Below are 13,613 nucleotides of genomic sequence, written 5' to 3'. Positions count from 1 at the left end.
GGTCAGGCAACGGCGACGACGTCGAGGATGCGCTGGACCACGCGGTCCTGGTCGATCCCCGCGGCCTCGGCTTCGAAGGAGAGGATGATGCGGTGGCGCAGCACGTCGAACAGCACCGCCTGGATGTCTTCGGGGCTGACGAAGTCGCGCCCGGCCAGCCAGGCGTGGGCACGTGCGCAGCGGTCCAGCGAAATGGAACCGCGCGGGCTGGCGCCATAGGCGATCCAGTCGGCCAGCTCGGTATCGAATTTGGCCGGGGTGCGGGTGGCCATGACCAGCTGCACCAGGTACTCCTCGACGGCATCGGCCATGTACAGGTTGAGGATTTCCTTGCGCGCGGCAAAGATCGCCTGCTGGCTGACCCGCCGTTCGGGTTTCACTTCGCCGCCCAGCGCTTCACCGCGGGCCTGTGCCAGGATGCGCCGCTCGACCGCGGCGTCCGGGAAGCCGATTTTCACGTGCATCAGGAAGCGGTCGAGCTGGGCTTCGGGCAGCGGGTAGGTGCCTTCCTGCTCGATCGGGTTCTGCGTGGCCATGACCAGGAACAGGGGCGACAAGTCGTAGGTGCTGCGGCCCACACTGACCTGGCGTTCGGCCATGGCCTCGAGCAGTGCCGACTGGACCTTGGCCGGTGCACGGTTGATTTCGTCGGCCAGCACCAGGTTATGGAAGATCGGCCCCTGCTGGAACACGAAACTGCCGGTTTCCGGGCGGTAGATTTCCGTGCCGGTGATGTCGGCCGGGAGCAGGTCGGGGGTGAACTGGATGCGATGGAACTGCGCTTCGATGCCCTCGGCCAACTCCTTGATGGCCTTGGTCTTGGCCAGCCCGGGCGCCCCCTCGACCAGCATGTGGCCGTCTGCCAGCAGCACGATCAACAGCCGCTCGACCAGTTTCTCCTGGCCTAGGATCTGGGTTGAAAGAAAGGTGCGCAGCGCGATCAGCGCTTCACGGTGTTCCATCGGCGACGGTTCCTGGTAGGGGGCCGGAGGCGGCTGACGGCAGCTGCCCTGGCAAGGGCTGATACTTTAATCCATCCGGGGGGGCGGCGACTAATGGCACGGGGTAAATTTATCGCTGCAGCGGGCCTGGGGTATGGAAAACTCTCACGAAGGCTTGGCGATTGCCTGATGTTGCCTGACGGCGTACTGGCGCCTGCTTGTGCTTTTGGGTCAAGCACAAGGCACGAAGATGGTAGCGAGCAACGGCGGTACGCCGACCCCTCGGCGGATAACCCTGCGTTTCGGGGTGTTCTTCGATGGCACCGGTAACAATCAGCACAACGCCACGGCATTGGCGGGGCACGGCGGCAGTTATGCCAATGCGCTGAGCAACGTAGCCCTGCTGCATGCGTTGTACCCGGCGCAAGCGGCCGATGGCGAGGCGCGCCAGGTCTTTTTCAAATGCTACATGGAAGGCATCGGCACCTTGGCCGGTGAAACCGACCCGGTGTATGCCTCTGCCACCGGGCGTGGCCGCACGGGCGTGGAAGCCCGGGTAGCCGAGGCGTTGCAGGTGATTGCCGGGCAACTGCAGGGTTGGTGCCAGGCGCACCCGCAGTGTGTGCCGGCACGCCTGGAGTTCGACTTGTTCGGCTTCAGCCGTGGGGCGGCGGCGGTACGCCACCTGGCCAACCTGTTGCACGACGGTGCCGGGCAATTGTTGCCGGTGGCGTGTGACATCGCGATCAACTTCATGGGCTTGTTCGACACGGTGGCCGCGATCATCGCGCCGTTGCAGGGCGACTTCGACCCCACCGACGAGCGCCACGGTGGCTTGCGCCTGGGCCTGGGGGCGGGTATTGCCCGGCAGGTGGTACAACTGGTCGCGCGGGATGAGCGGCGGCATAATTTCCCGCTGGTGAGCAGTGGCCACGACATAGTGCTGCCGGGTGTGCACTCGAATATCGGTGGCGGCTACCCGGAAACCACATGGGAACAGGTGCTGTTGTGCAAACCGCAATCCCAGCGCGTGCCGGTGGCGACGCCTGCCGGGCAGTGCCGCGTGCATGCCGTGATGCAGGGCCTGTTGGCGACGGATTTTGCCGACATGGGGGAACCCCGGCCACGGGTGATCACCTGGGAGGAGCCGATCGCTGGCGGCCACCCGCGTGAAGCAGAGAAGCAAGTCTACGCAGCAGTAGCCCGCGAGCGGGAGGTGGCCGGGCACCTGTCGCGTGTCTACCTGAGCGTGATGCGCGAGCTGGCGGTACGGGCTGGCGTGCCGTTTGCGCCGTTGGGCGGCCAGGCGGAGCACCGTTTGCCGGCTGAATTGCAGGTGATCAGCGCAAAACTGCATGGCTTCGCTTTGGGCGAAACCGGGCAATTGGCGCTGAGCGAGCAAGAGCAGCGGTTATTGCGCGACAAGTATGTGCACGCTTCGGCGAACTGGAATGCGCTGAAAGGGTTGCGTAACAGCGTGCTGGATGTGTTGTTTGTCAACCGGCCAGGGGTGGCAGGGCGGGTGGTGCATGGGAATCCGGTGGGGTGAATGCGCCTGGGGTGGCAGGGGTTCGCCACCCCATTCATTCATAGCTGCGCGTTCCTGCGTTTTCGGGCCATATACCCCTCCTGCGCCACGGTCAGCGCCACCGTCAGCACCATGAACGCTACCGAAGCAACGAAAATGCCATTTGGCAGCCCCCGGTCGAGCATCCAGCCGAACGCCACTGGCCCGACGGCGCCACCGATGTTGAACCCGGTCGAGACCAGCCCGAAGGTCTTGCCTTCGGCACCCTTGGGCGCGGCCGCTTTTACCAGCATATCCCGCGACGGGGCGATCATTCCGGTCAGCAGGCCGATGCTGCCCAGCACCACCACCAATGCCCATTCGCGCAGCACACCCAGGGCCACCACGGCGGTCAGCACTGCAGCCAGGGCGAAAGCCAGCGCCGCCACCAGGCCATGCCGGCGGGTACGGTCGGCCAGGGCACCGCCACACAGCACCCCTGCGGCGCTACAGAGCAAGAAGGCGGTAAGCGCGGTATTGGCCCAGGCCAAGGTCAGGCCTTGGCCTTGCACCAGTGCGGCAACGGAGAATTTCTCGATGGCACTGGTGCTCAGGTTGAGCAATATGAACAGCACTGTCAGCACGCCGATCATGGGGGTGAACAAGCGCACTCGGCCGTTTGCCGGCGGCGCGCCGGCATTGCCCGGGTTGCCCATCTCCGTTACCCGGTACACCCCGCTGCCTGGCAGCGATATCAACAGCAGCGCAGCAGCGCCGAACACTGCGCCCGTCGCCAGGGCTGCCCGTGTGCCCAACACGGCAGCGATACCGAGGAATATTGCCGGGGTTACCGCCGAGCCGAGAAAGCCGGCGAAGGTATGAATGGAGAATGACCGCCCCAGCCGGTCTGGCTCGATACCCTTGGCCAGCAGCGCATAGTCGGCCGGGTGGTATACCCCATTGGCCAGGCCGGCCAGCGCCATGCTCACCAGCAACACCGCATGGCCGGGGCTGGCGGCCAGCAGCAGGAAACTGAGGCTGCCCAACAGCAGCCCGGCCTTGAGCACCTTGCGCGCGCCAAAGTGGTCGACGGCATGACCCAGCGGGGCCTGCACCAGGGCAGAGACGATATTGAACACCGCCAAGGCCACGCCGAGTTCGACGAAACCGACCCCCAGCAGGGAGGGCAGCACTGGCAGCAGTGCCGGGATCAGCATGATGTGCACATGGCTGACGAAATGCACGGCGGCAACCTGGGTCAGCAGCTTGGGGGCAGCAACGTAGCGCATGTCGGGACCTGTAGACAGCGTGCGCGCCTGGCGCACGGCAAGGGGATGGAATGCCCGTGTGGCGGGCGTCGCTGCGCAGCGCCCGAAGGCGGCCATGCAAACGCTGGCAGCGATCCCGCCACCCAGCGCGTTGCCTGTTGCGCGGGTAACCCGCGCTTACAGGGCTGCGCTGTCGAGGGTCAGGCAGCCAGTTCGGTCAGCAGGTTTTTCAGATAGTCGCTGCCTTGCGCATCCAGCGCCTGCAACGGCAGGCGGGGCGCGCCGACATCCTGGCCCAGCAGCTTCAGGCCGGCCTTGATGGTGGTGGGCAGGCCGCGGCGGGTGATGTATTCCAGCAGTTCGTACTGGCGGTAGAACAGCGTGCGGGCTTCGGCCAGTTGGCCTTGCTGCACGGCGTCCCACAATGCCAGGTTCAATGCCGGGATCAGGTTGGGCGCGGCGGTGCACCAGCCGCTCGCGCCTGCCACAAGGGCCTCCAGGGTCAGTGGGTTGCAACCGTTGTAGAACGCTACCTGGCCCTTGCTGGCCTGGAACAGGCGGTGCATGCGCTGAATGTCACCGGTGCTTTCCTTGACCATGGTCACATTCGGCACCTCGGCGAGGATGCGCAGGATCAGTTCCACCGACAGGTCGGTGCCGCTGGTGCCCGGGTTGTTGTAAAGCATGATCGGGATGTCGATGGCGGCGCCGACGGCCTTGTAGTGGGCCACCACTTCGGCTTCGGTGAGTTTCCAGTACGAAACGGGCAGCACCATGACCGCCGTGGCGCCGCATGCCTGCGCCAGGCGCGCACGCTCCACGGTGCGTGCGGTGGTCAGGTCGGAGACGCTTACCACGCTGGGTAAGCGCCCGGCGATGCGCGCCTGGCTGAAGCGCACCACGCTTTCCCATTCGCTGTCGCTCAGGTAGGCCCCTTCGCCGGTGCTGCCCAGCGGCGCGATGGCGTGCACGCCGTGCTTGATCAATTGGTCGATGGACGTGCCCAAAGCCTCCAGGTCGAGTGTGCCGTCTGCTGAGAAGGGAGTGATGGTGTAGCCGATGACGCCGCGAATTACAGGTGTAGACATGACCAGGCACCTTTGCCGTTGTTGAGGGAAGAGTACAGCTTCGAGTCAGGCCAGGCAGTCGCCGTGGGCCCGCAAGGCACGCCGCGCGTAATAGCTGAACGCGGCGCCATGACGCTTAGGGGTGGAGATCCAGTCGTGGGCTTCCTTGCCCAGGGCTTCGGGGATGGGGCGGATGTCACCGGCCCCCATGGCCAGCAGCTGCATCCTGGCGGCCCGCTCGAACAGCAGGGCAAGCACGCAGGCTTCTTCGATCGAGCCGCCAGCGATCAGCAGGCCATGGTGGGAAAGCAGGATCGCGCGCTTGTCGCCGATGGCCGCCGCGATGATTTCGCCTTCTTCATTGCCTACCGGCACACCAGGCCAGTCCTTGAGGAAGGCGCAATCGTCGAACAGCGGGCACAGGTCCATGTGCGAGATGGCCAGCGGTACCTCCAGCATCGACAGGGCGGCGCTGTGCAGCGGGTGGGTGTGGATGATGCAGTTGACGTCAGGCCGGGCGCGGTAGAGCCAGCTGTGGAAACGGTTGGCCGGGTTGGCCATGCCACGGCCTTGCAGCACGGTCAGGTCTTCGTCCACCACCAGCAGGTTGGAGGCGGCGATTTCGTCGAAGCCCAGGCCCAGTTGCTGGGTGTAATAGGTGCCAGGCTCCTGGGCGCGGGCGGTGATCTGCCCGGCCAGCCCCGAGTCGTGGCCGCCGTCGAACAGGATGCGGCAGGTGAGGGCCAGCTTTTGCCGGGTACTGTAGGTGTTGTCGGCCAGGGCCGTCAGCATCTGCTGCTGGGCGTGCTTGACCAGTTGGTCCTTGGGGGCGTGCATGGTGGTCGTCATGGGCGGTACCTGCAGGAAAGGGCGGTGAATTGCTGAGCGACACAGGGAGGTCGCCAGGACACACGGCGATCATAATGACACCTTGTGTCATTATCAAGCAGGGAATGACACAATCAGCCTGCAGTGGGGCTCCAGAGGTGGCGGGCCGGGCGGCAAGGAGGTGCGCGAGGGGGCGTTGGCAAAGCGCGCGGCGCAGGCGCTTACACCGGCCGGGCCGGTGTTCGCAGCTGGCGCCGCGGCAAAAAGGCGCGCGTTACGCGCCTACGCAGCGCGAAGCGGGCAGCGGGGCCGGGTGCGCGTGCTGGTATTGCCGGAAGGCCTCGGCAATGGCATTGATCAGCGGCGCGTCGCTGAGCGGGTTCAAGGCCGGGAAGCGCTTGCCGTTGCAGATGCCCTGGTAGGTCAGCACAGCCTCGACGCTGTGATCATGGTCCAGGTACACCTGCCTGATCGCCTGGGCGTCCAGGTTCTTCGCATCGTCGCAGCGCAGGGCGTGGTGAATGGCCAATGCCGCGCCAAAGGCCAGGGCCGGGGTGTCGATGCCGTGCCTGCCGGCCAGCTCGATGCTGCTGAGGATACGTTCATTGCGCTGCAGTTTGCGCAGCGGGTCGCGGCCGACGCGGGCGCACGGGTCCTTGAACGAGGTTTTGCAGCGCGCCAGAAAGGCGTCGGCGAACCGGCTGATCACCTCGCTCATTTGCGGGTACTCCGCTTCCAGGGCGGGCGCCACTTCCTGGCGTATCAGCCGCTCGGCCAGGGCATTGACGCGGGCGTCGCCCATGCCCTGGCCCACCCAGGCATGGCCCAGCAGGCTGGCGTACCAGGCAATGATCGCGTGCGGGCCGTTCCACAGGCGGTTCTTGATGACCTGGATCTGGGCAATGTCCGGCACCGTGTGCACTTGGCGCAGGCGTTCGAGCAGGTCGCTGCCGCGCTCGACATACAACGGCATGTCGGCTTCGCTGTTGAACAGCACCAGGTGCAGTTGGCTCATGGCGCTGCTGGGCTGCGCAAAGGGCCTGAAATGCCCGAGCAATCGCTCGTATTCAGCCGGCGGCGCCGAGGCACTGCGCGGTGCGGCAGGCTCTTCTTCCAGGCTGTTGCGAAACATCTGCGACTTGATCCGCAATTGCCGCACCAGCGCATCGTTGCTCAGCTTGGAAACGATGCGGCTGACTACGGTTTCCGCGAAATGGGTCTTGAGCATTACCTGCTCGCAGATCGCTGGCGGGCACAAGGTCGCCAGCTCGGCTTGCACATGCCGGCGCACGAACGCGCCACTACCCACCTTGTTCAGCACGATCAGCAACGTCAGTTCGCGGCCGCGGCGCTCGAAGCGCTGCAGCAGGCCTTGGGCAATTACCCTGGCCTGGTTGCGAATGGCCTGTTCAGGCAGGCTCAGGCCGATGATCTCGGCATCGTTGTACATGGCGATCACCGCCTGTTCATCGTCCAGGTCGATCATGCGCACATTGTCGATGGTCTGGTCGAACGAGGTGCTGCCATAGCGCACGCTGTAGCTGCCGAAGGCACTCACGCTCTCGCGCAGCATGCGTGAGCGGGTAGCGGCGATGATTTCGCAGGGCCGGGTGTAGCCGTCCCAATGGGAAAACACCTGGGTCAGGTAGCCGCCGCCGATGGCGCCAAAGCCATGAATACCGACACGGAATTGATTCAACGACGCCGGGAAGGGTTCGCTGAGCGCGGGCATGCCCAGCTCGGGCACGCATGCATTCAGGTCGGCAAGGAACTCCGGCATGCTGTGGTAAGCCTTGAGTGCGCCGGCCTTGATGTCGGCGGCAGGTGGCTTGATGTCTTCGATCAGAATCGCCTGGCCCTCGGCACGCATGGCCGACAGCATGCCGTTTTCCGAATCCTCGACCATGAAGCACTGCGCTGGCGTGCAGTTGAGTGCGCGGGCGGCCTTCAGGAAAATCTCCGGGTGGGGTTTGCCCTGGCTGACTTCATCGCCACACACGGTGATGTCGAAGTACTTCAGCACATTGGCGTTGATCAGGTATTCCTCGGCGATGGCGCGGCGGCTGGAGGTGGCCACGGCCATGGTCAAGCCGGCCTTGCGCAGGCGCTCCAGCACCTCCAGCAGGCCGGGCTTGATCGGCACGCCGTGATTGCGCACGTACTCCAGCTCCAGTTCATCGGCGCGCCGGCGGATGGCGGCATAGGGGAAGTCTGCGCCGTTATGCGCCTTGGCCAAGGCTTCGGCTTTTTTCGCGCTCAGGCCCAGAGAGCCGAGCAGTGTGTGCTCGCCCAGCGGCTTACCGAAGATTTCCAGCGACGCTTGCTTGAGGATCTTGAAGCGCAGGCGTTCGGTGTCGAAGAGGGTGCCATCCATATCGAAGATAGCGCTGAAGATGCGTTTGCCGTGAAAGAAAAGCATGGGTTGTTGCCCCTTGTCGGTGGGTCGTACATCCCGCCTGCAACAGGCGAGCATGGCGTGCGAGCTGCAGCAATGGCAGTCAGGTAGGAGGCACGCGGTCGACAGGAGGGCGCTGGGGGGTGACGCAGAGGTAGGGCGGGATGGAGCGGGGGGTGCACAGCAGGTTGGCGAACCTGGAAGCGAGGCGGGCGGCACGTTTGGCCTTGAGGTCACGCCCACTGGCTGCAGTCGGTTTTGCAGGCAGTGGGCGCAAATAGCGATGGATACGTGTGATTCCGAGCATGAGGTACTGTGAGTCCTTTTTCGACTTTGGTAATCCTTTTTCAGCCTTGCACGTATGCGCCGCGACATGCAAGGCTTGGCCTTTCGCTCGTCTTGCACAACCAGGTGAACCGCCATGACCCAAGCTACCGACCAGGCCTTCTACGACCGTGCCGATGCGCACATAGAACTGGCCAACCAGCAGATCGACAGGGTCGAGGACCTGGGCAAGGTAAGCGCCTCGCTGACCTTCGGTGCCGCGCGCTTCAGCGCCTGGATGAGCGCCCGCAGCTTCAAGAGCGGCGCCGAACTGGGCGCTGCGCGGGACGAGATCCTGAAATACTTCTGCGAGCAGTACCGGATGATGCTCGAAGATAACCTGGACGAGCATATCAAGCATTTTGACCAGTACATGTTGGGCAAGAATGACTAACACCGCAGGTCGCTCGCCCCAGCCTCTTCAACACTTCTTGGCCAACACCTGCCAGCCCTGATGCGACCCCTGTGGGAGCGGGCGAGCCCGCGAAGAAACCAGCGCGCTGCATGGCACCGGCTGGGCCGGTGTTCGCGGGCATGCCCGCTCCCACAGGTATTGCACCTTTGTCTTGGCTACGATATCGCCAGCGGTGATGGCGTGGGCCGGACGACATGTCCGGCCCTTAAGCGCCTGTTGCGCCCCGGGTCAACGGCGCAGCAGGCGAGAAATCACCAGTGTGACGGCGGCGGTGATGGCCAGTGCGGCGATAGGCTTTTCCCTGACGAACGAAGTCACCGTGTCCACGGCATCACCATAGGTCTTGGTCACCTGGCCTGCCGCCTGACGCGCATCGCCTTCGGCTTCCAGCGCCGGGTCTTCGACCAGCCGGCCTACAGCGCTCTGCGCCTTGCCTGCAAGGTTCTCGGCAACACCTTCGATCTGTTCGCGTTTCATGATGGCTATATTCCTTCCTGTAAGCGGCTTTGGGTTGATAGCACAGGGTTAGGGAGGTGAAGGGCGGTAATGGTTCCAACTACTCATCACCTTCAAGCCACACGCCCCTGCAAGGAATCGCACGTGGCGTGAGTGGACGAGGCTAGCGCGCCTTCTTTTCCAGAATCCGCGCGCCGCTCCCTTCCTTGGCCAGCACATCCCCGGGGTTGCGCAGGGGGCAGTCCTGCAGTGACAGGCAGCCGCAGCCAATGCAGTTGTCGAGGCTGTCGCGCAGCGCCTCCAGGGTACGGATGCGTGCATTCAGGTCTTCGCGCCAGGCGCTCGACATTTCGCCCCACTGCGCCGCGGTCAGCTTGCTGTTGGGCGCATAGCGGCTCAATGCCTGGCGGATTTCCTCCAGTGCGATACCGGTGCGCTGTGCCACCTTGATGATCGCCAGGGTGCGCAGTACCAGCGAAGGGTAGCGGCGCTGGTTGCCCGCCGTACGAACGCTGGCGATCAGCCCCTTGGCTTCATAAAAGTGCAGCGCTGACACTGCCACACCGCTGCGCTTGGCGACTTCGCCCACTGTAAGCATCCGCGTGTTGTCTGCTGCCATGCCTGTCGACCTTGCCTTGGGTTGAGCGCTGTAAGGGCGCCTGAGGTTTTGAAACGGGTTACCCCGCTGAGCGATCCCGGCGCAACTGGGTAATCAGGGTAAAACGGTCATGCGGGTGGATCGTCTCGGCCACGGCCATCAGGTCGCCGTTCTCTTCGCGGTAGTGGCGAATGATCTGCAACCCCGCCGAACCCACCTGCGCCTTCAGCGCGTGGGCCAGCTCTGCCTTCAGCGCTACCGCCCGTACTTGCTGGTCGATCACCGCGATGGCGCGGCCGTAATGCTGCTCGATCAGCCTGGCAATCGGCTGTTCGGGCTGCTCGCGGGCGAGTTCGATGACTTCGCCGTAGTCCCGCTGTGCATAGACCTGGGTGCAGCATAGCGGCGGCGCAGCCTGCGCCACGGCGATGCTCGACAGGCAAAAGTAGTGCTCACCCGGCACCAGCCCCAGCCGTGCCGCCTGGCCCAGGTCGGCAACGAAGTGCTGCACATCGCGGATCTGCCAGCGCTGATCTGGCGCCAGCTGTGCCAGGTCGGCGACGCTGGCCAGCGACTGCGTGTAGCCCCCGCGGGGGCTGCTGGCCTCGACCCGTGTGCCGACGCGCTTGCGTCGCGATACCAGCCCCTGGCCGAGCAACTGGTCGATCGCGGCACGTACCGTGTGCCGGCTCACACCGTAAAGGTCGCACAGCTCGTGCTCGGTTGGCAGCAGGCTGCCCACCGGATACCGGCCATTGGCAATGCCTGCCATCAAGTCCTTGGCCACAGTGGCATAGCGCGTCGGGTTCATACCTGTGTTCTGTCTCGCACCTGTCGTCGGCCCAGAGTGTACCAGCGACCTGTGCCGGGTGGTCGGCGAGCAGACTGCACCTGGCGGTGCAGCCCAGCATCCACGAGGCCCGCTGACGCTTTTCAGGTGTTCTGCCTGGCCCGCAACAGCATCGCCGCCAGGGCGCACCCGAGCAAGGCCAGGCACGCCAGGTAGAATGCGTCGCTGTAGGCCATCAGGTACGCTTCGCGGCGAATGGTTGCCGCCAACCCCTCCAGCGCCTGTTGCTGCTGCGGCAACCAGCTCTGCACCGTGTGGTTGATGCGTTCCTGCATGCCCGGCTCGAACACGCTGACCTGCTCGTGGATGCGTTCGCTGTGGAAACGCTCGCGGGTGGCCACCAGTTGGGTCAACCCGGCCGTCCCTACCGCGCCCCCCAGGTTGCGCAGCATCGAGAACACGGCCGACGCCGACCCGGCTTCACGCTTGTCCAGCCCGGCCACCGCCAGCACCGACAACGCTACCATGATGAACGGCTGGCCGATGCCACGTACCACAGTGGATGGGATGATCACGTTGTCGGCACTGTCGGCGCTCAGGCTTGCCCCCAGCCAGCAACCCACGGCCATGATCAGGAAACCGCTGGCGACCATGAACTTGGCGCTGGTCCAACCCATCAGCCGCGGCATCATGGGCGCCAGCAGCAACTGCACCACGCCATAGGCGATCAGTGCTACACCCACGTCGTGGGCGCTGAAGCCCTGCAGTTGCGACAGGTAGTTGGGCACCAGGAACACCAGGCCGAAGGTTGCCGCGCCGAAGATGAACATGGCCACACTGGCGACGCCGAAGTTGTAACGCCCCAGCAAGCGCAAATTGATGAAAGCGCGCTGGCCGCGCAGTTGGGTAACCACGAACACCACCAGGGCAATTCCGGCGATCGCGCTCATGCCAACGATGAACGATGAGCCGAACCAGTCCAGCCTGCCGCCTTCTTCCAGCACGATCTGCAAGCCACCCAGGCCGATCACCATGGCCGCGATGCCCAGCCAGTCGCCCTTGCGCAGCAGCGCGAGTTGCATCGGCCTGGCGTCGATCGACCAGGCGATGGCGAACAGCAGGGCGATACCCGGGAACAGTTGCAGGTAGAAGATCCAGCGCCATGAATAGGCGTCGGTCAGCCAGCCGCCAATCGACGGCCCGGCCGCCTGTGCCACGCTGTTGGCCAGGCTGAACAGCGCCATGCCCATGGCCATCTTGCTGGCTGGCAGCTCGGTGATGATCAACTGGAACGACAGCGGGATCAGCACCGCGCCGGCCGCGCCCTGTACTACGCGCAGGGTGATCATCGTTTCCAGGTTAGGGGCCCATGAGCAGGCCACCGAGGCCAGCAGGAAGATCAGCGAGCCGGTCCACATCACCCGGCGCAGCGAAAACACTTCGACCAGCCACGCGGTCAGCGGGATCATGACGATTTCCGCCACCAGGTAGGCGGTAGAGATCCATGAGCCTTCCTCGAAGCTGGCCCCCAGCGAGCCACGGATTTCCGGCAGCGCGGCGCTGGTGACATGCACGTTCATGCCGGCCATGAAGCAGCCGAACAGGCCGCCGAGCACGGCGACCCAGGCGCGCAACGTGACGGGTTGCTCAGTGGCCATCGGCAACCTCGGCGTGGCGGGTGTCGACGATGCTCACCACCGACATGCCCGGCAGCAGCTGCGGGCCTGCGGGCGCTGGGTCGAGCAGGATGCGCACCGGGAAGCGCTGGACGATCTTGGTGAAGTTGCCAGTGGCGTTGTCCGACGGCAGCAGGGCGAAGACATTGCCCGAGGCGGGGGAGAAACTGGCCACACGGCCGTGCAGTGGCTGGCCGGCAAAGCTGTCGACGCGGATTTCCACGGGTTGCCCGGGGCGCATGCGGGCCAGTTGGGTTTCCTTGTAGTTGGCGACCACGTAGGCCTGCTGTACCGGCACCACTGCCAGCAGCGGCTGGCCGGGCACCACGTACTGGCCAGCACGCACGCGGCGTTGGCCCACGATGCCAGCGAGCGGGGCGCGAATCACGGTGTCGTGCTGGTCCTGGCTGGCCAGTTGCCGGCGAGCCTGGGCGTGGGCCAAGGCGGCTGCGCGCTGTTGCAGCTCGGCGTCGGCCTGGGTAGAGCGGGCCCTGGCCATGGCCAGTTGAGCGCGTTGTTCGCGCAGCGCGGCCTGGGCCCCTTGCAGCGCCGCTTGTGCCTGGGCCGCCTGGGCGTTGGCACTTTCCAGCCGCTGCGCGGTGGCCGCTTGATCGCGTACCAGGCCGCGGTAGCGCTGCACGTCCAGGGCAGTGCGTTGGCGTTCGGCGGTGGCGCTGCGCACGGTCGCTTCAGCCTGCTGGATGGCGTGCTGGCGCTGGTTGATGCGCTCGGCCGCCAGCTGTTGGCCTGCCTGTGCGGCGGCCAGTGCTGCCTGGGCTTCGGCCACGCTGGCCTGGGCCTGCTCGACACGCGCGCGGTAGTCCTGGTCTTGAAGCCGTACCAGTACATCGCCGGCCTGGACTGGCTGGTCGTCCGCCACCTCCACCTTGGCAACATAGCCGGCAACGCGCGGGCTCAGTGCCACCCAATCGGCACGGACATAAGCATCGTCGGTGGTCTGCAGGTAGCGGCCGGTGGTGAGCCAGTAGCTGGCGAAGGCCAGCACCGTGACGGCCGCCAGGCTGCCGCCGGCGATCCAGGCCTGGCGGCGGCGGGGTCTGGTGCTGGCTTGCTGTGCTGCTTCGGCGGGAGCGTTCTGTTCTACGGCGGCATTCATGTTCGGTTTCCATTTCTGATGTTGGGGCTGCTGCGCAGCCCATCGCCGGCAAGCCCACAGGGATCGCCTTAGGGCTGACAGGTGTTTGCCACAAGGTATGGCAGCGCCTGTTAGAGCGAGCGCCGCCCGCGCGGCGCAATCGAGAGCTGCGCTCGATCCTAGTATGTTGTGACTGACCTGGCGGGAGAAGTTATTCTCGTCAGGCTGAAGAAGCCCTTCCGGGGAGGCCGA

Annotated in this window: 12 protein-coding genes; 2 read left to right on the top strand and 10 right to left on the bottom strand. The window is 65.1% G+C overall.

The features are described 5' to 3' along the window. Nucleotides 1-2 precede the first annotated feature (2 nt). A complete protein-coding gene (locus B3361_RS23040; protein WP_009683481.1) occupies nt 3-962 on the bottom strand; it encodes an AAA family ATPase in 960 nt (319 codons plus the stop codon). Nucleotides 963-1,191: 229 nt separating this feature from the next. Here B3361_RS23040 and B3361_RS23035 point away from each other — a divergent pair, with 229 nt between their 5' ends. Beyond that, nucleotides 1,192-2,490: a T6SS phospholipase effector Tle1-like catalytic domain-containing protein gene (locus B3361_RS23035; RefSeq protein WP_054906020.1), complete on the top strand. Its 1,299-nt coding sequence runs from the start codon at nt 1,192-1,194 to the stop codon at nt 2,488-2,490. Nucleotides 2,491-2,528: 38 nt separating this feature from the next. On the opposite strand, the gene B3361_RS23030 is transcribed toward B3361_RS23035, so the two are convergent. The 4 genes from B3361_RS23030 to mtlD all read right to left on the bottom strand — a co-directional run bounded on the left by B3361_RS23030 (nt 2,529) and on the right by mtlD (nt 8,030). Continuing rightward, nucleotides 2,529-3,737, bottom strand: a complete 1,209-nt coding sequence (locus tag B3361_RS23030) for an MFS transporter (RefSeq protein WP_054906019.1) — start codon at nt 3,735-3,737, stop codon at nt 2,529-2,531. A gap of 179 nt (nt 3,738-3,916) precedes the next feature. Then, nucleotides 3,917-4,804 (bottom strand): dihydrodipicolinate synthase family protein, encoded by an 888-nt coding sequence (locus B3361_RS23025; RefSeq protein ID WP_029886678.1) that lies wholly within the window; start codon nt 4,802-4,804, stop codon nt 3,917-3,919. 45 nt (nt 4,805-4,849) lie between these two features. Beyond that, entirely contained in the window at nt 4,850-5,632 is a 783-nt protein-coding gene (locus B3361_RS23020; RefSeq protein WP_009683476.1) for an aldolase, read from the bottom strand. 253 nt (nt 5,633-5,885) lie between these two features. Further along, nucleotides 5,886-8,030, bottom strand: coding sequence for a bifunctional mannitol-1-phosphate dehydrogenase/phosphatase (gene mtlD, locus B3361_RS23015; protein WP_054906018.1), 2,145 nt, complete (start codon nt 8,028-8,030; stop codon nt 5,886-5,888). Between the two features lie 397 nt (nt 8,031-8,427). Between mtlD and B3361_RS23010 the strand changes: the two genes are divergently transcribed. Then, on the top strand, nt 8,428-8,724 hold the full coding sequence (locus B3361_RS23010) for a DUF3144 domain-containing protein (RefSeq protein ID WP_009683473.1): 297 nt from the start codon (nt 8,428-8,430) through the stop codon (nt 8,722-8,724). A 249-nt stretch (nt 8,725-8,973) separates the two neighbouring features. Here B3361_RS23010 and B3361_RS23005 read toward each other — a convergent pair whose 3' ends face one another. From B3361_RS23005 to B3361_RS22985, 5 genes are all read right to left on the bottom strand, one after another. Further along, nucleotides 8,974-9,222: a CsbD family protein gene (locus B3361_RS23005; protein WP_054906015.1), complete on the bottom strand. Its 249-nt coding sequence runs from the start codon at nt 9,220-9,222 to the stop codon at nt 8,974-8,976. A gap of 142 nt (nt 9,223-9,364) precedes the next feature. Continuing rightward, nucleotides 9,365-9,820, bottom strand: a complete 456-nt coding sequence (soxR, locus tag B3361_RS23000) for a redox-sensitive transcriptional activator SoxR (protein WP_029886682.1) — start codon at nt 9,818-9,820, stop codon at nt 9,365-9,367. A 58-nt stretch (nt 9,821-9,878) separates the two neighbouring features. After that, nucleotides 9,879-10,610: a GntR family transcriptional regulator gene (locus tag B3361_RS22995; protein ID WP_054906014.1), complete on the bottom strand. Its 732-nt coding sequence runs from the start codon at nt 10,608-10,610 to the stop codon at nt 9,879-9,881. A 122-nt stretch (nt 10,611-10,732) separates the two neighbouring features. Further along, nucleotides 10,733-12,247 carry a DHA2 family efflux MFS transporter permease subunit gene (locus tag B3361_RS22990; protein ID WP_054906013.1) on the bottom strand — a complete coding sequence of 505 codons (1,515 nt, stop codon included), beginning with the start codon at nt 12,245-12,247 and terminating at the stop codon, nt 10,733-10,735. Further along, nucleotides 12,237-13,382 carry an HlyD family secretion protein gene (locus tag B3361_RS22985; RefSeq protein ID WP_054906024.1) on the bottom strand — a complete coding sequence of 382 codons (1,146 nt, stop codon included), beginning with the start codon at nt 13,380-13,382 and terminating at the stop codon, nt 12,237-12,239. Before B3361_RS22985 ends, B3361_RS22990 begins: the two co-directional genes overlap by 11 nt. Nucleotides 13,383-13,613: the final 231 nt, after the last annotated feature.

This window comes from Pseudomonas sp. UBA6699, from assembly GCF_002454615.1.
Lineage (GTDB): Bacteria > Pseudomonadota > Gammaproteobacteria > Pseudomonadales > Pseudomonadaceae > Aquipseudomonas > Aquipseudomonas juntendi.
Note: the sequence above shows the minus strand (reverse complement) of the source record. Positions and strands in the feature narration are given on the sequence as shown.

Coding starts and splice junctions, on each gene's coding strand:
- B3361_RS23005 (WP_054906015.1), bottom strand. CDS start 9,222: ATGAAACGCGAACAGATCGAAGGTGTTGCCGAGAACCTTGCAGGCAAG.
- soxR (WP_029886682.1), bottom strand. CDS start 9,820: ATGGCAGCAGACAACACGCGGATGCTTACAGTGGGCGAAGTCGCCAAG.
- B3361_RS23010 (WP_009683473.1), top strand. CDS start 8,428: ATGACCCAAGCTACCGACCAGGCCTTCTACGACCGTGCCGATGCGCAC.
- B3361_RS23035 (WP_054906020.1), top strand. CDS start 1,192: ATGGTAGCGAGCAACGGCGGTACGCCGACCCCTCGGCGGATAACCCTG.
- B3361_RS23025 (WP_029886678.1), bottom strand. CDS start 4,804: ATGTCTACACCTGTAATTCGCGGCGTCATCGGCTACACCATCACTCCC.
- B3361_RS23020 (WP_009683476.1), bottom strand. CDS start 5,632: ATGACGACCACCATGCACGCCCCCAAGGACCAACTGGTCAAGCACGCC.
- B3361_RS22985 (WP_054906024.1), bottom strand. CDS start 13,382: ATGAATGCCGCCGTAGAACAGAACGCTCCCGCCGAAGCAGCACAGCAA.
- mtlD (WP_054906018.1), bottom strand. CDS start 8,030: ATGCTTTTCTTTCACGGCAAACGCATCTTCAGCGCTATCTTCGATATG.
- B3361_RS23040 (WP_009683481.1), bottom strand. CDS start 962: ATGGAACACCGTGAAGCGCTGATCGCGCTGCGCACCTTTCTTTCAACC.
- B3361_RS22990 (WP_054906013.1), bottom strand. CDS start 12,247: ATGGCCACTGAGCAACCCGTCACGTTGCGCGCCTGGGTCGCCGTGCTC.
- B3361_RS23030 (WP_054906019.1), bottom strand. CDS start 3,737: ATGCGCTACGTTGCTGCCCCCAAGCTGCTGACCCAGGTTGCCGCCGTG.
- B3361_RS22995 (WP_054906014.1), bottom strand. CDS start 10,610: ATGAACCCGACGCGCTATGCCACTGTGGCCAAGGACTTGATGGCAGGC.